General features: G+C 58.4%; 17 protein-coding genes. 10 read left to right on the top strand and 7 right to left on the bottom strand.

Features of this window, described 5'->3' with window-relative positions:
- Nucleotides 1-19 precede the first annotated feature (19 nt).
- The 4 genes from KW848_RS30265 to KW848_RS30250 form a co-directional block, all read right to left on the bottom strand.
- Nucleotides 20-694, bottom strand: coding sequence for an urease accessory protein UreF (locus tag KW848_RS30265; RefSeq protein ID WP_218539039.1), 675 nt, complete (start codon nt 692-694; stop codon nt 20-22).
- Entirely contained in the window at nt 691-1191 is a 501-nt protein-coding gene (gene ureE / locus KW848_RS30260) for an urease accessory protein UreE (RefSeq protein ID WP_111449234.1), read from the bottom strand. The genes KW848_RS30265 and ureE overlap by 4 nt, the downstream gene beginning before the upstream one ends.
- A gap of 270 nt (nt 1192-1461) precedes the next feature.
- On the bottom strand, nt 1462-2094 hold the full coding sequence (locus KW848_RS30255; RefSeq protein ID WP_046054906.1) for a TetR family transcriptional regulator: 633 nt from the start codon (nt 2092-2094) through the stop codon (nt 1462-1464).
- Between the two features lie 156 nt (nt 2095-2250).
- A complete protein-coding gene (locus KW848_RS30250) occupies nt 2251-2763 on the bottom strand; it encodes a hypothetical protein (RefSeq protein WP_218539038.1) in 513 nt (170 codons plus the stop codon).
- 386 nt (nt 2764-3149) lie between these two features.
- Here KW848_RS30250 and KW848_RS30245 point away from each other — a divergent pair, with 386 nt between their 5' ends.
- Nucleotides 3150-5225, top strand: coding sequence for an AsmA family protein (locus tag KW848_RS30245; RefSeq protein WP_218539037.1), 2076 nt, complete (start codon nt 3150-3152; stop codon nt 5223-5225).
- Nucleotides 5226-5365: 140 nt separating this feature from the next.
- Here the strand turns inward: KW848_RS30245 and KW848_RS30240 are convergent, their stop codons facing one another.
- The gene (locus tag KW848_RS30240; RefSeq protein WP_218539036.1) at nt 5366-6319 is read right to left on the bottom strand and encodes a LysR substrate-binding domain-containing protein; all 954 of its coding nucleotides are present in this window, start codon (nt 6317-6319) and stop codon (nt 5366-5368) included.
- 110 nt (nt 6320-6429) lie between these two features.
- Between KW848_RS30240 and KW848_RS30235 the strand changes: the two genes are divergently transcribed.
- The 3 genes from KW848_RS30235 (at nt 6430) to KW848_RS30225 (ending at nt 8374) form a co-directional block, all read left to right on the top strand.
- Complete coding sequence (locus KW848_RS30235) at nt 6430-7068, top strand: FMN-dependent NADH-azoreductase (protein WP_192409999.1); 639 nt, start codon at nt 6430-6432, stop codon at nt 7066-7068.
- Nucleotides 7069-7374 (top strand): multidrug efflux SMR transporter, encoded by a 306-nt coding sequence (locus KW848_RS30230; RefSeq protein WP_008157366.1) that lies wholly within the window; start codon nt 7069-7071, stop codon nt 7372-7374. It abuts the gene before it with no gap.
- Nucleotides 7375-7483: 109 nt separating this feature from the next.
- Nucleotides 7484-8374, top strand: coding sequence for a triacylglycerol lipase (locus tag KW848_RS30225; RefSeq protein ID WP_218539035.1), 891 nt, complete (start codon nt 7484-7486; stop codon nt 8372-8374).
- Nucleotides 8375-8470: 96 nt separating this feature from the next.
- On the opposite strand, the gene KW848_RS30220 is transcribed toward KW848_RS30225, so the two are convergent.
- Nucleotides 8471-9358: a DMT family transporter gene (locus KW848_RS30220; RefSeq protein WP_218539034.1), complete on the bottom strand. Its 888-nt coding sequence runs from the start codon at nt 9356-9358 to the stop codon at nt 8471-8473.
- Between the two features lie 96 nt (nt 9359-9454).
- On the opposite strand from KW848_RS30220, the gene KW848_RS30215 reads away from it, so the two are divergent.
- The 4 genes from KW848_RS30215 to KW848_RS30200 all read left to right on the top strand — a co-directional run bounded on the left by KW848_RS30215 (nt 9455) and on the right by KW848_RS30200 (nt 16509).
- Nucleotides 9455-10237 carry a helix-turn-helix transcriptional regulator gene (locus KW848_RS30215; RefSeq protein ID WP_192410002.1) on the top strand — a complete coding sequence of 261 codons (783 nt, stop codon included), beginning with the start codon at nt 9455-9457 and terminating at the stop codon, nt 10235-10237.
- Nucleotides 10238-10443: 206 nt separating this feature from the next.
- Nucleotides 10444-14868 carry a dermonecrotic toxin domain-containing protein gene (locus KW848_RS30210; protein WP_218539033.1) on the top strand — a complete coding sequence of 1475 codons (4425 nt, stop codon included), beginning with the start codon at nt 10444-10446 and terminating at the stop codon, nt 14866-14868.
- An 85-nt stretch (nt 14869-14953) separates the two neighbouring features.
- The gene (locus KW848_RS30205; protein ID WP_111449226.1) at nt 14954-15259 is read left to right on the top strand and encodes a PsiF family protein; all 306 of its coding nucleotides are present in this window, start codon (nt 14954-14956) and stop codon (nt 15257-15259) included.
- 236 nt (nt 15260-15495) lie between these two features.
- Complete coding sequence (locus tag KW848_RS30200) at nt 15496-16509, top strand: AI-2E family transporter (protein WP_111449225.1); 1014 nt, start codon at nt 15496-15498, stop codon at nt 16507-16509.
- A gap of 94 nt (nt 16510-16603) precedes the next feature.
- Here KW848_RS30200 and KW848_RS30195 read toward each other — a convergent pair whose 3' ends face one another.
- Nucleotides 16604-17878: an Hsp70 family protein gene (locus KW848_RS30195; protein WP_111449224.1), complete on the bottom strand. Its 1275-nt coding sequence runs from the start codon at nt 17876-17878 to the stop codon at nt 16604-16606.
- A gap of 289 nt (nt 17879-18167) precedes the next feature.
- Here KW848_RS30195 and KW848_RS30190 point away from each other — a divergent pair, with 289 nt between their 5' ends.
- Together KW848_RS30190 and KW848_RS30185 are read left to right on the top strand one after the other, a co-directional pair.
- Nucleotides 18168-19115, top strand: coding sequence for a DnaJ C-terminal domain-containing protein (locus KW848_RS30190; RefSeq protein ID WP_218539032.1), 948 nt, complete (start codon nt 18168-18170; stop codon nt 19113-19115).
- 23 nt (nt 19116-19138) lie between these two features.
- Nucleotides 19139-19444, top strand: coding sequence for a chaperone modulator CbpM (locus KW848_RS30185; RefSeq protein WP_111449223.1), 306 nt, complete (start codon nt 19139-19141; stop codon nt 19442-19444).
- Nucleotides 19445-19736 lie beyond the last annotated feature (292 nt).

Here is a 19736-nt window from a genome sequence, read left to right as displayed (position 1 = left end):
AGGGCCAAAATAACAGGCCCTAGGAACGGAATAGACGGCTGTACTGGCGCTCATGGGCCATGCACGCCAGGGACAGGCCGAAAGCAGCGCTGCCATAGTGTTCGGGGTTGATTCGGGTGGCGTTCTGCTGAGCCTCTTGCAGCAGCGGCAGCAATTGGCTGGTCAGGCGTTGCGCGGCTTGCTGGCCCAGCGGCAGGGTTTTCATCAGCACCGCCAATTGGTTTTCCAGCCAGCTCCAGAGCCACGCTGCCAGGGCGTCTTGCGGGCTGATATTCCAGGCGCGAGCGGCCAGTGCCCAGCCGAGGGACAGGTGCGGCTCGGGACGTTGTTCGAGAAAAGCACGGGCGGGCGCATCGAGTTCTGGCAAACCGTTGAGCAGTTGCTGCAACGAATAACCCATCTGCCGGCTTTCCTGATGCAGCTCGCGAGTTTCCCGGCTGGCGCGATGTTCTTCGCAGCGTTGCAGCAATTCACCCCAGTTTCCATCAAGGGCAGCCACGCAATGGGCGAGCAGCAACGGCGCTTCGAAACGCGCCAGGTTCAGCAGTAACTGATCACTGATCCAGCGACGGGCGCTGTCAGGATCATTCACCCGGCCGTTATCCACCGCCATTTCCAGACCTTGGGAATAGCTGTATCCGCCAATCGGCAACTGCGGACTGGCCAGGCGCAACAGCGCCCAGGCCGGGTTCATAGCCGCACGCCGAACTGGTGCAGTTTTGGCGGGTAGTTGAAGTCCTCATCGCCGTGGCGCGAGTGGTGATGGCCGCCGCCGTAGGCGCCGTGTTCCGGCTGGAACGGTGCTTCAATGTTTTCGACCTTGGCATCAAGCTGTTCGAGCATGGCCTTGAGCACGTAGTCGTCGAGCAGGCGCAACCAGCCATCGCCGACTTGCAGGGCGACGTGGCGGTTGCCCAGGTGATAGGCCGCGCGAGTCAGTTCGAAAGCGTTGGCGCAGGTGACGTGCAGCAGTTGTTCGGCCCGGGCACAGACGCGCACGATGCGCCCGTCTTCGGCTTGCAGGCACTCGCCGTCATGCAGCGGTGGCTGACCGCGCTCTAAAAACAGCCCGACGTCTTCACCCTCGGCACTGAAACAGCGCAAACGGCTTTTGCTCCGGGCTTCGAAGGTCAGGTGCAACTCGGCGGCCCAGACGGGTTGAGGGTCGATTCTGCGATGAATCACCAGCATCGGAAGGCTTCCAGCATTGGACGATGCTTAGGCTAGAGCAAGGGGCTTGCCAATCGGGTGATGCGTAGGAAATGCCTGTCGTAACTTGGTGGGAGGGTCAGGATGTTGCAGGAAACTGAATGAACTTGGTGCGCATGATTGTTGAACGCACCAAATTGCAGCGAGGTGGGTGGTTCATGTGGGAGCGGGCTTGCTCGCGAAGGCGGTATTCCAGTCACATAGATGCTGGATGTACCGACGCCTTCGCGAGCAAGCCCGCTCCCACAGGGGTTATTCGGTACTGCCGAGGCCTTGCCAGTGTTTGAGGCCGATAAAGATAAAACGTAACTGCTGGGTAATTTTCGCCTGTGGCGTCAGATGCTCGGGCAGCGCCTCGGCAGGCGGATCAATGATGTCCGGCAAGGTCGCGAACACGCTTTTGACAATCAGGTCAGCCATGACGCTCAGGCCGGCGATGTCCAGGTGTTGCAGCTTCGGCATCAAGGACAAGTCGGCCGCCAGGTCCGAGCTAATGTCTTCGCGCAAGCGGCCAATGGCCTGGCGCACTGGCAACGAGCCGCCGTATTGCTCGCGAGCGAGAAACAGGAACTGCGAGCGATTGGCCGTGACCACGTCGAGAAAGATCCGCACCGAGGCGTCAATGATGCCGCCCATGACGAACTCGTTGTGGCGCACCAGGCGAATGGTTTCGCGGAAGGTCTGACCGACTTCACTCACCAGCACCAGGCCCAGTTCATCCATATCGGCGAAATGCCGGTAGAAACCGGTGGGCACGATCCCCGCGGTTCTGGCGACTTCGCGCAGGCTCAGGCTGCCGAATCCTCGGCCGCATTCCATCAAGTGGCGGGCAGCGTCCATCAGGGCGTTACGGGTCTGTTGTTTCTGTTCGGCGCGGGGCAGCATCGCAAGGGTGTTTTCTGGATAAGACAGCGGCGCACTCTAGCAAATCGGCTTTGCCGGCGTCGAATGACGATCGGGGGATCAAGCAGGGAAGTGAGGCATCTATAGCGTCAAAAGCCCAATCCGGGGATTGGGCTTTTTTTCAGGGCCGCCATGGGCTCAGCTCACAGCGCTGTTGCGTTCGATGACACGGTCACCACCACCTTCGGCCAGGGTTTGACCTTGTGGGGTGCGATCGGAACCATCGGCAGCCAGGGTTTGACCTTGTGGAGTGCGGTCGGAACCGTCAGCAGCCAGGGTTTGACCTTGTGGAGTGCGATCGGAACCGTCAGCAGCCAGGGTTTGACCTTGTGGGGTGCGATCGGAACCGTCAGCAGCCAGGGTTTGACCTTGTGGAGTGCGATCGGAACCGTCAGCAGCCAGGGTTTGGCCTTGTGGAGTGCGATCGGAACCGTCAGCAGCCAGGGTTTGACCTTGTGGAGTGCGGTCCGAGCCATCCTGGGTGATCAGGCCTTTTTCTTTCAGGCGATCATTGCCACCTTCGGCGACGGTTTGGCTGAACACCGAGTGGGTGGATTTGACTTGTGGGGTCGCCTGGTCAGCCGCTGGCAGGGCGAAAGCAGTGCTGGCCAGCATTGAGAGGGTAAGGCTAAGCAGTAATTGGCGTTTCATGATCGGGTGCTCCGTAGGAGGGCGATAAAGTGGGTACGAGGGCAATGCTACTCTTGATAAGTCGATACAAAAGTTCATAAACGCAATGGTAATAATCAACGGAATTGATTGTTCCGTGAGACAGCTCTAAATCGGGCGTTTCCGGCGGATGTTTTTGCGCTGAGATGGGTATTTTCCACTCACTTGCGCCATGTAAAAGTGCGGGGCCGGTAACGCTGGATTGGGGGGCATCCTGTCGTCGACCGATTATTTGAACGTTAAGCGGTATTTCGGTTAAACCTGCGCACCGTTTTTCAGTCGTAGATTCCATGGCAGGCCGGTTCTGGCCTAACGTTTCAAACGTGCGTCGCAGTCAGGGCGCTCAGTCGTATCAGGAGCCCTGTGCAATGAAGCGCACTCGTAAAGTTTTTATCTGGACCCTCGCCAGCCTGGTTGTCCTGCTGGCCGTATTGGTTCTGATCATCGCGTTCTTCGATTGGAACCGGATCAAACCACCGCTTAACGCCAAGGTTTCCGAAGAGCTGCACCGCCCGTTCGCCATCAACGGCAACCTCGCGGTGGTCTGGCAGCGTGAGCCCGGCGAAGGCGGCTGGCGCGCGTGGGTGCCGTGGCCGCATGTCGTGGCGCAGGACTTGAGCCTGGGCAACCCGGACTGGTCGAAGAAGCCGCAAATGGTCACCCTCAAACGCGTCGAGTTGCGCATCTCGCCCCTGGCCTTGCTGGCGCAGCGCGTGGTGATCCCGCGTATTGACCTGACCGAACCGAATGCCGACCTCCAGCGCCTGGCCGACGGCCGTGCAAACTGGACCTTCAAGTTCGACCCCAAAGACCCGAACGCCGAGCCTTCACGCTGGGTGGTGGACATCGGTGCGATCGGCTTCGACAAAGGCCACGTGATCCTCGACGACCAGAGCCTGAAGACTCAGCTCGACTTGATCATCGACCCGCTGGGCAAACCTATTCCGTTCAGTGACATCGTCGGTGACAAAGCCGCGAAAACCGCGTCGGAAAAGGGCGCCTCGCCGCAGGATTACGCGTTCGCGCTGAAGGTCAAAGGCCAGTACCACGGCCAGACACTCGCGGGCGAAGGCAAGGTCGGCGGCCTGCTGGCGTTGCAGGACGCGGCCAGACCGTTCCCGCTTCAAGCAAAAGTGAACATCGCTGACACCCGTGTCGAACTGGCCGGCACCCTCACCGATCCACTGAATCTCGGTGCCCTGGACTTGCGTCTGAAGCTGGCCGGCACCAGCCTGGGCAATCTCTACCCGCTGACCGGGGTAACCCTGCCGGACACACCGCCGTACGAAACTGACGGCCACTTGATCGCCAAGCTGCATGAAGCGGACGGTGCAGTGTTCCGTTACGAAGAATTCAACGGCAAGATCGGCCAGAGCGATATCCATGGCAGCCTGACTTATGTCGCCAGTCAGCCGCGCCCGAAGCTGAGCGGATCGCTGGTTTCCAATCAACTGCTGTTTGCCGACCTGGCTCCGCTGATCGGTGCCGATTCCAACGCCAAACAAAAGGCCCGCGGCGGCGAAAGCAACCAGCCGGCGGACAAGGTGTTGCCGGTCGAAGAGTTCAAAACCGAGCGCTGGCGCGATATGGACGCCGACGTCGAGTTCACTGGCAAGCGCATCGTCCACAGTGAAAAACTGCCGTTCAACGATCTCTACACCCACCTGATGCTCACTGATGGCGTGCTCAGCCTGGAACCCCTGCGCTTCGGTGTCGCCGGCGGTAACCTGGACGCTCAGATTCGCCTCAATGGCCGAACCGAACCGTTGGAAGGCCAGGCCAAACTCACCGCACGCAAGTTCAAACTCAAGCAGTTGTTCCCGACCTTTGAACCGATGAAAACCAGTTTCGGCGAACTCAATGGCGATGCCGACATCACCGGTCGTGGCAACTCGGTGGCCAAACTGCTGGGCACCGCCAATGGCAATCTGAAGATGCTGATCAACGATGGCGCTATCAGCCGCGAGTTGATGGAGCTGGCCGGGCTGAACGTCGGCAACTATGTGGTGGGCAAGATCTTTGGCGACAAGGAAGTGAAGATCAACTGCGCTGCCGCCGACTTCGACATCAAGACCGGACTGGCGACCACGCGTCTGTTCGTCTTCGATACCGAAAACGCGATCGTCTACATCGATGGCACCGCCGACATGGCGACTGAGCAACTGGACCTGACCATCACGCCGGAATCCAAGGGCTGGCGCGTGATTTCGTTGCGTTCGCCGCTGTATGTACGGGGCAAGTTCATCAAACCTGATGCCGGTGTGAAGGCTGTGCCGCTGATGCTGCGCGGAGCCGGAATGGTTGCACTGGGTGTGCTTGCCGCGCCTGCGGCGGGCTTGCTGGCGCTGATAGCGCCGAGCGCTGGCGAACCGAATCAGTGCGCGCCGTTGCTGGAGCAGATGAAGGCCGGCAAGGCACCCGTCACCGTCAAACCCACCCGGTAATCCGTTGGCGTCTGTTACGACGCCATCGCGGGCAAGCCATGCTCCTACAGATCTCGAGCCCGACACGAAACCTGTAGGAGCATGGCTTGCCCGCGATGGCGATTAACAGGCATTACAAATCTTTCAGAATGTCCGCCATGTCATCCGCGTCGTTCTCCTGTAGGAGCTGCCGAAGGCTGCGATCTTGGCAATAGACCAGACAATCGAGCTTCTTCCTGCAACCACGCAAAAAACGCCCGCACCGGCGGATGCCGTTCGCGCCCCGGCACGCACAGTGCAGCGTAACCGGCACCATCGACCTGAACCTCACCCTTGTAAGCCACCAGCAAACCACTGGCCACGGTCTCGGACACCAGAATATTGCTCGCCAGCACCAGGCCTTGCCCGGCAATCGCCGCTTGCAGGGCGTAATGCTCTTCGTCGTATTCACGAACCGCTGGCTGCCCGGCAAGCCAGGTCTCGCCGGATTGTGCGCACCAGGCTTCCCAGCCGTGGGCGTACAGTTTGGAGTTGTGCCAGCGCACGCTGATCAGCGTCGGCGCTTGGCTGGCGGCCAGGGCGACTTGCTCGGGCGAGCCGTAGACGCCGAAGGATTCGTCGAACAGGCACAGGCCATAAAGGTTCGGGTAATCATCGAGGCTGTAGCGCACCACCAGATCGACGCTGGCGTCCTGATGCAGATCGATGACTTCGCAATGGGTATCGAGCCGCAGGCTGATGTTCGGGTGCCGGGCGTAGAACCGGCCCAGCCGGGGCACCAGCCACAAGGCAGCGAATGCGGCGGTGGTGGAGATCGTCAGGCTCGCGCCGCTGCGTTGCGGGCGCAAGGTATCGACACTTTGCGCCACTTCCAGCAAGGCACCGTGCAAGCTGTGGAACAGCCGTTCACCGCAGTCCGTCAGGCGAACTTGCCGTGGCAGTCGCTCGAACAGCGGCACACCGAGCCAGGTCTCCAGCGAGCGAATCTGATGGGAAACCGCCGTCGGTGTCACCGAGAGTTCTTCGGCGGCTGCCTTGAAGCTCAGCAGGCGCGAGGCGGATTCAAAGGCGCGCAGGGCGGTCAGCGGCAGCGAGGCAAACATTGAAAGCTCCATGGATGAAATGAATTCATCCAGACTGATTTTTGCTCATTTGAAGAGGGGCGGCTGTGCGCTTCAAGCTGCAAGCCACCAGCAGTTTGAGTTTAGTCCTTCAGGAGATTCAGATGAGCACAATTCTTGCCATACATGCCAGCCCCCGTGGCGACCGTTCTCATTCCCGGCGCTTGGCCGAGGTATTTCTTTCAGCTTGGCAGGCGGTCAATCCGCAGTCGCACCTGACCCGTCGCGAAGTCGGTCGGGCGTTGATTCCGCCGGTCAACGAGGCGTTTGTGGCCGCCGCGTTTTACCCCGAGCCCGATGCGCGGCCGCTGTCGATGCAGGCCGACCTGGCGTTCAGCGATGAACTGGTGGGTGAATTGCTCGGTCACGATTTATTGGTGATTTCCACGCCGATGCACAACTTCAGCGTGCCCAGCGGCCTCAAGGCCTGGATCGATCAGATTGTGCGGTTGGGGCTGACCTTCAATCACACCCTGGACAATGGCGTCGCTCAATACGAGCCGCTGGTGCAGGGCAAAAAGGCGTTGATCGTCACCAGTCGCGGCGGGTTCGGTTTCGGGCCGGGTGGAGAACTTGAGGCAATGAACCATGCCGATCCGTTGTTGCGAACGGCATTGGGGTTCATCGGCATCACCGACATCACGGTCGTGGCCGCCGAAGGCGAAGAGTCCGAGGAACGCACCTTCCAGATCTCCGCCGCCGAGGCCGAGCAGCGTTTGCGGGCGCTGGCCAGGGAGTTCTAAATGGCCTGGCTGTTTTTGCTGATCGCCGCCGGCTTCGAGGTCACCTTTGCCATGGGCATGAAATACGCCGAGGGCTTCACCCGGCTCTGGCCATCGATGATCACCGTGGTGGCCGCGGTGGGCGGGATCTACTTCCTGACCCTGGCCATGCGCGAGTTGCCGGTGAGCATCGCTTACCCGATCTGGACCGCCATCGGCTCACTGGGCACGGTGTTTCTCGGGTTTGCGTTGCTCGGTGAAAGCCTGACGGCGGTCAAACTGGTGTCGGTCGGATTGATCGTGGCGGGGGTGGTGGGGCTGAAGTAGGGCGGGATGTCATAGACTGGTCGCCGAGTTGTCATCTTCGATGCCGATGCTTGGCTGATGTCTTGCATCCCGCCTGGCGTCACTTCACCGATCACAAGGATGTTCGCCCATGTCGCAAGGTTCCGCCCCGCGTTACCCGTTGGTGCTGGTCCCGGGAATGCTCGGGTTTATCCGTCTGCTGATCTATCCGTATTGGTTCGGGATCATTTCTGCGCTGCGCCGGGGTGGGGCGACGGTGATTGCGGTGCAGGTCTCGCCGATCAACTCCTGCGAAGTGCGCGGCGAGCAACTGCTGGCGCGGATCGAGGAAATCCTGCGGGAAACCGGGGCCGAGAAAGTCAACCTGATCGGCCACAGCCAAGGGGCGCTGACCGCCCGCTATGCCGCGGCCAAACGCCCGGACCGGGTCGCCTCGGTCACCTCGGTGGCAGGACCCAATCACGGCTCGGAGCTGGCGGATTACCTGCACAAACACTATCCGGGAAACAGCGCCAAGGGGCGTTTGCTCTGCGTTTTGCTGCGCTGGATCTGTGCACTGATGAGCCTGCTGGAAACCGGTTATCGCGGACCGAAATTGCCGGTTGATATCCATGCCTCCCATCATTCACTGACGACGGAAGGCGTGGCGCTGTTCAACCAGCGTTATCCACAGGGCTTGCCTGAAACCTGGGGCGGGCAGGGGCCGGAAGAGGTCAATGGCGTGCGGTATTACTCCTGGTCCGGGACCTTGCAGCCGGGCAAGACCAATCGCGGGCGAAACCTGTTTGATGGGACTAACCGCAGTTGTCGGTTGTTTGCCAGAACCTTCGTTCGAGAAGCCGGGCATTGCGACGGAATGGTCGGGCGTTACAGCTCGCATCTGGGGACAGTGATTGGGGATGAGTATCCGATGGATCACTTCGACATCGTCAATCAGTCGTTGGGTTTGGTGGGCAGGAGCGCGGAGCCGGTGCGGTTGTTTGTCGAGCATGCGGCGCGGCTGAAAGCGGCCGGGGTTTAGCCTTCAGACCGAGTTATCGTTCTTCGCGAGCAAGCCCGCTCCCACAGGGGAATGCATTCCAAATGTGGGAGCGGGCTTGCTCGCGAAGGCGCCAGATCAGGCAGCGACGACCTTACGCCCCAACACCGTGGTCCAGCGCTCCGAAAGAATCACCCCACCCAACGTCAACATCCCGCCCACCAAGTGATACATCGCCATCTGCTCATGCAGCACCACCGCCGCAATCAGCGCAGTAATCAACGGCAGCAAATTGAAAAACAGCGTAGTCCGGCTCGGCCCCAGGCGGATCACGGCCTGCATCCATGCCAATGGCGCAACCATCGAAGCCAGCAGGCAGGCGTAAAGCACCAGCGGAATGTTCTGCAGCGTCGGACCGATCTTCGGCGAAGCGAGGAACAGCGGAAACAGTACCGCCACGGCCACCCATACCTGCATGTACAGCAACACCAGCGGCGGTAAACGCAGCTGCCATTTTTTCAGCAGCGTGCTGTAAATCGCGTAGGCCAGGGTGGCGATCAGCATCATCGCGTCACCCAGGTTCACCCCGTGTTCGAGCAGCGCGCCAAGGCTGCCGGACGAGACGACCACCAATACCCCCGCGAACGACAGCACCGCACCGGCCAGTGCGCCGATGGTCAGGCGCTGGCCGAGGCTAATGATCGCCATGGCCAGCGACATCAGTGGCATCAGCGACAGGATGATGCCCATGTTGGTGGCCGAGGTCAGGCTCGCCGCGAAGTACGCCAGGCTTTGGTAAACCGCCATGCCGAGTACGCCGAGGACAAAGATCTTGCCCAGGTTCGGGCGGATCGCCGGCCAATGGGCGATCACCGGTTTGAGCATGAAGGGGGTGAACAGCAGTCCGGCAAGCAGCCAGCGGTAAAAGCCGATCTCGGCGGGGAAGATCGCCCCGGCCGACATCTTGGTGATCACGGTGTTGCCGGCCCAAATGAAAATGGCCAGCAGGGGATAAGCGTATTGCATCAGAGAAAACCAGAGCGTTAATGAGGGGTGATTATCGCCTGTCTGGATACAAGCCTATACTTCGATCCAGACAACCTGCCCCTGATGACGGACAGCATGAACAGTAAACACATCGATCTGCTCGACTTCAGCGAACTGCCGGCCCCGGTGTACTTCCGTTATGCCGACTTTGATGCGCATCGTTATGCCTCGGCGCACCGTCATCCATGGGGCACGCTGGAGTATTCGGCCCACGGTGTATTGCACATGGAAATCGGTGGCAGCCGCTTCATGTCACCGCCGCAATACGCGGTATGGGTGCCGCCGCAGACCGAACACAGCTTCTATAGCCATCAGCCGATCAACTATCGCGCGGTCTGCCTGGCTCCGCCGATGTGCCAGGACCTGCCGCAACAGGCCTGCACCCTGGCCATCAGCGACATCCTTAAAGCGATCCTCAAAGACTTCGCCGGCCGCGATGTGAAGATTCCCGAGCACGAAGCCGACCAACGTCTGGCCCAGGTGTTGGTGGACCAACTGCAGCAGGCGCCGGTGCAGGAGTGTTATTTGCCCTACGCCAGCAGCCCTGGCTTGTTCGGGATACTCGAAGCCTTGCAGGCCGAGCCCGGTGATAACCGACCTTTGGCGGAGTGGGCCGCGCAGATCCATGTCAGCGAACGCACCCTGGCGCGGCGGTTCGTGCGTGAGTTGGGCATGAGTTTTGGCGAGTGGCGGCAGCGGTTGCGGTTTCTGGCAGCGATCGAAGCGCTGGACAGCCACCGCAGCATCCAGGAAATCGCCTTTGACATGGGCTACAGCACGGGCTCTGCGTTTATCGCGATGTTTCAACGCCAGGCAGGGTGCACGCCGGAACAGTATCGGCGACACCGGGGAGCCTGATGTTCCTGAGTAGTAGTGTTTCTTAAATAATACTGAATGAACGTTAATTGAATGTTGCGGTGTCGTGTGTTGTAGCGTTGTTTAGTTGACATCTGTTTTATTGCGAAGCCTCTTACAGGTTTTGTCGGAAATACACTCAATAAAATTTCTATGCTTCGCTGTATGCTCCAGTACGCATTTATTAACTTGCTTTGGAATCATCAATCATGGGGCATTCAGTTCTAGTTCGCGGACCGTCTGTATTAAGTACGCAAGAAACAAGTATTCATCATGAATTTATCAAAGAGGCTCTGCCCGCATGGGTGGCGGATGCCTCGTTGGAAAGAGTGCAGGCGCTGAAATTAGGGCTTTCCGGTATCCCTCGATGGAGTAAAGAGGCGTCTTCGGCATTGCACTCAAGTCTGAAAAAAACGATGGTGGCGAGTTGGAAAGCCCAAAATGATGTCGACCGAATGCTCGGTGAATTGCAGGATGTTTACGCGTTTGCCGAACCCTTGCTACAACAGGCATTGAAACAACAATACGGAGTCGACATCGATGTTAGAAGCACCTATTTAAAGTTGTTCTCTCCGGCAAAGTTGTCCCCGTGGGCGCATAACATTACGGGCGGTGTCAGTTCTAGAACCGTCTCCGTACTTGATGCAGCATTGCACAACTTTGCACTCAATGAAGTTCTGCTCTCTGACTCGCAGTTTATTTCCAGACCTGACGAACTGGGGCACTTTGAAGTACTGGACATCCGAAACAAGGTGTCTATCGAGCAGTTCAAAACAGTATGTCGGGAACTGGATATTGGCGCTCGATACAAAGAACACCTCGAAAGTTATTTGCGTCCCACCGATGGCCTGGCAAAAGGTGTGGTGCAGCACAGAATTATCAAAAGTCAGAAAGCCGCGCTGAGTGCCGCCATGGATTGGGCCTTGATGCGAAAAGATATCTCGGCCAACGGCTATCGGTTGGTGAAGGGCATAACCGAGGGGGTTAAAGGCCTGAAACTGGAAGGCATCCCGGTTCGTTACTATCACCTGACGATGCTGGACACACGGCTGCACGGCATTGTGCTGATCGCCGGTGATCTGGACGCTGCCGGTGCAGGGAGGCGACTCATTGCCTATGTGCCGAACGACCCCGATCATCCGTTGAAAGAGTATGCGTCGCTGGGCGAGTTCGCGCTCGAACTCACCCGCCAGTTGCGCGACGCGGGCCAGGCGCCCACGCGTGATGGCCTCCCAAACAGGCGCAGTTATCAGCAGTTCTTCAGCCGCTTTGTCGCCCATCAGCAACGCGGGCATTTCTTTGCCGAACTTAACAGCAAACTTGTCGTGATCACCCGGCATGAAAAGGAATGGGGCGTGGACCTGCCTGTCTGGCGAGAAACTGCCGTGGATAACCCACGCCTTCGTTTTGGGACCCTGAAGTTCGAAGAGGATAGCGAAACCCGTTTCAATGGCGACCTGTGGGTTTATCTCTACCAGGTCCAGCAAAACAAAATCCTCAACGACGCACGGGAGATGGTGATTTCCACCGCCGATGCCGACCGCATGGAGCGTTGGGCCTGGTTCGACAATTTGGAGAAGATGCTGTCCGACGTTCTCAATGCCGCATTATTGGTCGTGACGCCGTTCGTGCCTTTTCTGGGCGAGGCGATGATGGCTTACATGGTTTATCAATTAGTCAGTGAAGTGGTCGAAGGTGTCGTTGACCTGGCCGAAGGTGTTTATCTGGAAGGGGCCGAGCACCTGATCGGCTTCGCTGAAAGTTTGATCCAGTTGGGCACGTTCGGCGCGGGCATGAAGCTCGGATCGGAGGTGGTGCTACCCAAGCTTTCTTCGTTCATCGAAGGGAGCAAGCCGGTCACCCTGGCCAACGGCGACAAGCGTCTATGGGGGCAGAACCTCGAGGCCTACCAGCGCGATCTTATGCTGTCCGCCGATTCAAAACCCGACGATCAATGGCTGCATCGGCATGAAGGCAAGCCGATCCTCAATCTCGATACGCGCTACTTCGAACTCAATAAAGACCCGCAGACTGGCAAGCACCGAGTGCAACATCCAGCCCGGCCGGACGCGTATCAACCGGTGGTCGAGAGTAATGGAGAAGGCGCCTTCGTGATTGAAGGAGAGCAGCCGCATTTGTGGGATGACGATACGTTGATGGCGCGACTCGGCCAGTCAATGAAAGGGTTGGCGGACGCATACGGCGACATTCGAACGGTCAGTCGCAGCGACGTCAACGCGATCCGCCGGATGTATGTCGACAAGGAGCGCGCTTTGCCCTTGCTGAGCGATACCGTGACGCGCTTCCGGATCGACCACGATATTCAGACATTTATTGAGCAGATTGGCAGTGATCATCCGCAAGACTATTTAAAAGCCGACCCTGCCTTTCAGTTCCGGTTGCTCGATGGCGTATGGCCCGGTAGGGCAATTGAGCTGGTGGGTGCTGACGGTCAGGTCCTTGAGGTGATTGGCCGTGCCGACGCGTCACCTGTTCGGATACGAAAGGATCGCTTGATCGACGGTGATTTGCTTAAAACGCTGTTAGCCCACCTTGATCAAGCTGAAACAAAAACACTGATGAACAACGAGTTCGGCGCACCGGTATTGGCCGCCGAGGTGAACGCGCGACAGCTGCGGCTTGAACTGGCGAAACTTGCCAAAAACAGGCGTACAGGGCTGTTCGAGGCGCGCTACCGTCAGCTTGAAAATGCCCGAAGTGCGAAGAGTGCCTTGGTGCGAAATATCCAGGACCGAGTGCCGGATTTGCCGGGCACCGTTGCGCAAGAGTTGCTGGCGATTGCCTCCCCCGAGGAGTTGCAGGATATCGCACGAGCGAAACTGTCCGACAGATTGGAAAACCTCGCGCGCTGGGCTCTTAGGGACGTGCGAAGTGCCCGGGCTTATGAAGGGCTGCATCTGAAGTCAGTCGACAATCCTGATACCCGCAGGCTGGCCTTGCACTCGCTGGAAAACCTGCCCGGCTGGAATCCTGACGTGCGAATCGACGTTCACCGGTTCGAGTTGGGAGGTGCGTTGCTGGACAGCATTGGCAAGGAAGATGCCGCCATTCGACGCACCATCGTCGAACGGGAAGACCTGACCTTCCAGGCCTATGACGATGAGGGCAACGCCTTGAATGCCGGGTCGGACTTTTATTCATCGATCCTGCAGGCACTACCGGACGCCGAGCGTAATGCCCTGAACATTCACATAGGGCAAGGACGGCAACTGAAAGAGGCGATTCGTAACCGGGCATTGAAACCTTATCGGCTCCTGAAAGTCCTTACAGACCTTCCGGTGCTTGACCCGCTCACTTTCGATCCGCAGGTCATGCGCCTGCGTGGTGGCGCGCCGACCGGCGAAGGTGAGGCGGTCGTGTTGCAGGCGATTGGGGATCTTTATCCGGAACATGTTGTAGGTGCGTTTGGTTCTTCCGTCTCGTCCTACGCAACATATGACTTCCTGCGTGGCTTGAAACTGATATACGACATCTATTCTGAAGAGTACTTGACTGATCTTTGGCATGCGTTGGATAACGCCAACGCCGCCAAAGATGCGCAAGCCAATGCAAACATCGTACAGAGCATCGAAGCGTTGCCGGACCTGGAAAAGCTGATGTCGGACGAGCAATTCACACCATTGATTGAGCAGATGTTCACCAGGGATGGCCTGATCCCGCTGCCCGAATCCGAGCGCAACCTGGCCATCAATGCCCGAAATCTGGAGCGCACCGGCCGGACGGATGAGTATCAGGCGCTGTTACGTTCAGTCCGGGAAAACGCTGTAACGCCAAGCCCTGAATTGGCCGATTTGCGCAGCTATGGCGAGTGGCTGTCCAGTGATGTCGTGACGTCCGACGAACCGATTGAGGTTTCGCCGCCAATCATGGAGAACCTGAAAATGGCACAGCGTGCAATCTGCCGCACCAAGGAGCTTATCCCCCTGTCCGGCAATCAATTGCCGAGCATGTGGGAGAAGGGCGGTTCGGCGATTGCGAAGATCAAGGGTCTTAGGGAGCTGAACCTGGAGGAAGGTGGTTTCACCGCAAAACTGACCATCGCTGAAGCGGCTCGTAAAGCCATTGAAATCAAGGGCGGCAATTGCTCGGAAAACTCGAAAGTGACGTTTTCGATCCTCGCCAGCCAGCCCCGGACATCGAGCATTCACATCGTCAAAGCCTCTGACTTCGATCATCAATATGTGGTCATAGGCGACTTGGCCAATCCCGGGACTCTGGTCGTCGCCGATTCCTGGCCGGAGTTCCCCGCGGCGCATCTGGCGAGCAAGGGCTACTTCGAGTTCGAAATGCCGCCGGTGGAGACACTGGCGCCCGGTCCGGCCGTCAGCGAATACAACTTTATCAATGAGGCGCCACCAGGCCCGGCGACGTTGCCTGCCGTTTCCGAAACGAACACGTTCAGGCAGATAAAAATGAACAAGCTGTACACATCCGGGGCGTATGCCCAATGGACATCATTAAAAGAGTTAGGCCAAACCTACCGTGTGGAGGGCGGCACTCCGGTTTCATTCGAGCGATTGCCTGCCTCGGTCATTGAAAATCGGGTTGAGGCTTATCGCAACTACTTGAAAGCGTTCGACGACATCCTGCGTGCGCAGGAGGATGCTGAATAATCGCTGGCGGATGAAGCGGTAACAGGTCTTGTCTACACTACCCTTGAGGTCGCGCCGCTCGGCGCGACAACAAGGAGAAAACTTCATGAAAATGTTGCGTGTCCCTTTGTTGATGATCGGTCTGCTGTTCTGCGCCCAGGGCTTTGCCGCCACCGAGCAACAGAACAAGATGACCACCTGCAATGCTGACGCCACCGCGAAAAGCCTCAAGGGAGACGAACGCAAAGCGTTCATGAGCAATTGCCTCAAAGCGGCCCCGGCCGCCAATGACGCAAAAACCCTTACCCCTCAGCAAGAGAAGATGAAAACCTGCAACGCCGATGCCGCCACTCAGGCGTTGAAAGGCGATGCGCGTAAAGCCTTCATGAGCGAATGCCTGAAGAAAAAATAATCATTGGGCGGCAAGATGTGGGGGCTGAGAGGGTCTCATCGCGAGCAGGCTCACTCCCACATTTGTCCTGCGGACACAGATCCATTGTGGGAGCGGGCTTGCTCGCGAAGGGGCCGGCAAGGGCACTGAAAACAGCCGCCACCGCCCCCACTAAGGTCGACCTACACAATCCCTAGTGCTGGCATCGGAACGCTGGCAGACTGCCAATCCTTTTACGCCGTTCGTTTTGAGGCTGTATGCCAACGTTTTCTCAACGCCAAGTCTTGCAACTCATCAGTTGGGTCATCATTTTCGGCGGTTTGTTGCTGGTGATCCCGCTGCGATTACTGCCGAGTTTGCTGGCCGGCCTGCTGGTGTTCGAACTGGTCAACATGCTCACCCCGCAATTGCAGCGCCTGATCGAAGGGCGGCGTGCGCGCTGGCTGGCGGTGGCGTTGTTGGGAACGCTAGTGGTCAGTGTGTTGACGCTGATCTTTGCCGGTGCTTTCAGCTTTCTGCTGCATGAAGCGGAAAACCCCGGCGCTTCTCTCGACAAATTCATGCACGTGGTTGATCGGGCGCGCGGGCAACTGCCGCCGTTCATCGACGCCTATCTGCCCGCCAGCGCCGCCGAATTCCGTGTGGCGATTGGCGAATGGGTGAGCAAGCACCTCAGCGACTTGCAACTGGTGGGCAAGGACGCGGCGCACATGTTTGTGACGCTGCTGATCGGCATGGTGCTGGGGGCGATCATTGCCTTGCAGCGCGTGCCGGACGTGACCAAGCGCAAGCCATTGGCCGCCGCGCTGTTCGAACGCTTGCACCTGCTGGTCCAGGCGTTTCGCAACATCGTGTTCGCCCAGATCAAGATTTCCCTGCTCAACACCTTCTTCACCGGGATTTTCCTGGCGGTGGTCCTGCCGACGTTCGGGATAAAGCTGCCGCTGACCAAAACCCTGATCGTACTGACATTCCTGCTCGGCCTGCTGCCGGTGATCGGCAACCTGATGTCGAACACCCTGATCACCATCGTCGGTTTGTCGCTGTCGATCTGGGTGGCCGTGGCGGCGCTGGGTTACCTGATTTTTATCCACAAGCTCGAATACTTTCTCAACGCGCGCATCGTTGGCGGGCAGATCAGTGCCAAGTCGTGGGAGTTGCTGCTGGCGATGCTGGTGTTCGAGGCCGCGTTCGGCCTGCCGGGGGTGGTGGCGGGGCCGATTTATTACGCGTACCTGAAGAGTGAGTTGAAGCAGGTAGGGATGGTTTGATCCGCTGCTGATCTACTGTGGCGAGGGGATAAATCCCCTCGCCACAGATAAATCCTCTTACCACAGATAAATCCTCTCACCACAGGGTGTCAGGTCAGTCCATGTTGCCGTAGCGCTTCATCGCTTCAATCGCCAAGCCGCTGCCGATGCTGCCGAAGATGTTCCCTTCCACATGCCGCGCGTTCGGCAACATCGCCGAGACGCTGTTGCGCAGTGCCGGAATCCCGCTCGAACCGCCGGTGAAGAACACCGTATCGACCTGATCGACTCGCACATTGGCGTCGTTCAACAGCTGGGTCACGCTGTTACGTACGCGCTCCAGCAAGTTGTCGATAGCCGATTCGAACAGTGCCCGGCTCAGCTCCACACTCAAACCCGGTTCGATTCGGTCCAGCGGCACATGGCGGCTGTCGGCGTGGGTCAGCTGGATCTTGGTTTCTTCCACTTCCATGGCCAGCCAATGGCCGGCGCGCTGGTCGATCAGCTTGAACAGGCGATCGATGCCGCCGGTGTCTTCGATGTCGTAACGCATGCTGCCCAGCGCCAGGGTCGACTTTTGCGAGTACACCGAGTTGATGGTGTGCCAGGTCGCCAGGTTCATGTGGTGGCTGGTCGGCATGTAAGCGCCGCTCTTCATCCGGCTGCCATAGCCGAACAGCGGCATCAGGCCTTGCAGGCTCAGCTGCTTGTCGAAATCGGTCCCGCCGATGTGCACGCCGCCGGTGGCGAGGATGTCATCGTGGCGGTTGTCGTGGGTACGGCGTTCAGGGGACAGGCGCACCAGCGAGAAGTCTGACGTACCACCGCCGATGTCGACGATCAGCACCAGCTCTTCTTTTTCGATGGTCGACTCATAGTCGAAGGCCGCCGCAATCGGTTCGTACTGGAACGAAACGTCCTTGAAACCGATGGCGCGGGCCACGTCCACCAGCGTGTTTTCGGCTTCCTGGTCGGCCATTTCATCGTCATCGACGAAGAACACCGGACGACCGAGCACCACTTCATCGAACTCGCGACCGGCGGCGGTTTCGGCGCGCTTCTTCAGTTGGCCGATAAACAGCCCGAGCAAATCCTTGAACGGCATTGCCGTGCCGAGGACGCTGGTGTCGTGCTTGATCAGCTTGGAGCCCAGCAGGCTCTTGAGCGAGCGCATCAGCCGGCCTTCATAACCTTCCAGGTACTCGTGCAGCGCGAGGCGGCCGTACACCGGGCGGCGTTCTTCCATGTTGAAGAAGACCACCGAAGGCAGGGTGATCTTGTCGTCCTCCAGCGCGATCAGCGTTTCCATGCCGGGGCGCAGCCAGCCGACGGTGGAGTTGGACGTGCCGAAGTCGATACCACAGGCACGGGCTGGAGATGCGTTTTTCATGTCTATCGAGTTCCGGTTAAAAAACGGCCGCGCAGTGTATGTCAGTGCGGCGCAGATTCGAAGGCCGACTATCCGCTAAATCTCCGCGATTAGCGCCTTGATAAGACGGCCAGATGCCCCAAACTTGTCTGCATTGGCCCTGGCAGCCCTCGGACGGTCGCAAGAACCGCCCACTGCTGCCGAAAAACTTCTGATGCGCTGCCACCTTGAGATCGATCAACCTGGCGGCTGCCAAAGAGCGCATGCTGCCGGTAGTGGCGCGATATCGATAACGGATGGTGATCCTTAGATGGACTTCAAAGACTATTACAAGATTCTCGGTGTGGAACCGACCGCGGACGATAAGACGATCAAGGCCGCCTATCGTAAGCTGGCGCGCAAATATCACCCGGACGTCAGCAAGGAAAAGGACGCCGAGTCCAAATTCAAAGACGCCTCGGAAGCCTATGAAGCGCTGAAAAGCGCCGACAAGCGCGCCGAATACGACGACTTGCGCAAATACGGCCAGCACGGTCAACCGTTCCAGGGCCCGCCGGGTTGGCAGGGGCGTGGCGCAGGCGGTTTCGGTGGTGGTCAGGACACGGGCGATTTTTCGGACTTCTTCAGTTCGATCTTCGGCAACCGTGGCCCTGGTTTTGGGGGTGGACATTCAGGCCGCAGCGCCGGGCGTCGAGGGCAAGACGTGGAAATGGAACTCGGGATTTTCCTGGAAGAAACCCTTTCGAGCGAATCGAAGAAGGTTACTTTCCAGGTGCCGCAGTACAACGCTGCCGGCCAGCATGTCAGCAACACCAGCAAAAGCCTGAACGTGAAGATCCCGGCCGGCGTGGCCGACGGCGAGCGCATCCGCCTCAAGGGCCAGGGTGCTCCTGGCACGGGTGGCGGGGCCAATGGCGACTTGTTCCTGATCATTCGTTTTGCGCCGCACCCCAAGTTCGACGTCGAAGGCGAGAACCTGATCATTACCTTGCCGCTGGCGCCGTGGGAGTTGGCATTAGGTACTGAGGTGGCAGTGCCTACCCTGACAGGCAAGATCAACCTCAAGATCCCGGCCGGCAGCCAGAACGGCCAGCGCATGCGCGCCAAGGGCCACGGTTTGCTGAACAAGGCCGGTCATCGCGGTTATCTGTTTGTACAGCTCAAGGCCGTCATGCCTAAAACCTCGGACGACGAGGTCAAGGCGCTGTGGCAGGAACTGGCGAAAAAAGCGGCTTTCAACCCGAGAGAAAACTTCTGATCCAAGAGACGGAGTAGCCCATCATGAGCAACCCCCTGATCGTTCAACTGGACCTGGCAGAGTTCTGCGAGGCGACCGACCTGCCGGACGTCTACGTGATCGAAATCGTCGAGCACGGCATCCTCGAACCTCAGGGCAAGCAGCCCAAGGATTGGCGTTTCAACGATTACGAGTTGGTGCTGGCCAAGCGTGCCGCCAAGCTGCGGCGCGACCTTGAACTGGAATGGGAAGGCGTCGCCCTGGCGCTGGACCTGCTGGAAGAGGTCCAGCAACTACGGGCCGAAAACCGCATGCTCAAGCAGCGGTTGGCTCGGTTGGTGATCGAATAGTTCAACATAAAAAAATATGGCCTTCTCGAGATTGATACTCTGTTAGTTGATGTATCGGAAAGGCGTGGCGGTATTTATATATATCCATCTTTTTAATATTCGAATGATTATTCAAGCATTGCCCGGAGCGTTCAGCAGGTTTTTAGTCTTTTGTTTTATTGGGCGGGATTTAAGCTGAGGGCTTATCAAGTTGTTTTGGATTGTCAGTTTATGGATGAGTTACAGGATGTAAGCGATGTTTCAAGTTCGCCAGTTTTACCGGCGAACAACAACGGTGTTCATTATGAACGTA

It is taken from the genome of Pseudomonas sp. PDM25 (assembly GCF_019219045.1).
Lineage (GTDB): Bacteria > Pseudomonadota > Gammaproteobacteria > Pseudomonadales > Pseudomonadaceae > Aquipseudomonas.
This window is presented reverse-complemented; position numbering and strand designations above follow the sequence as displayed.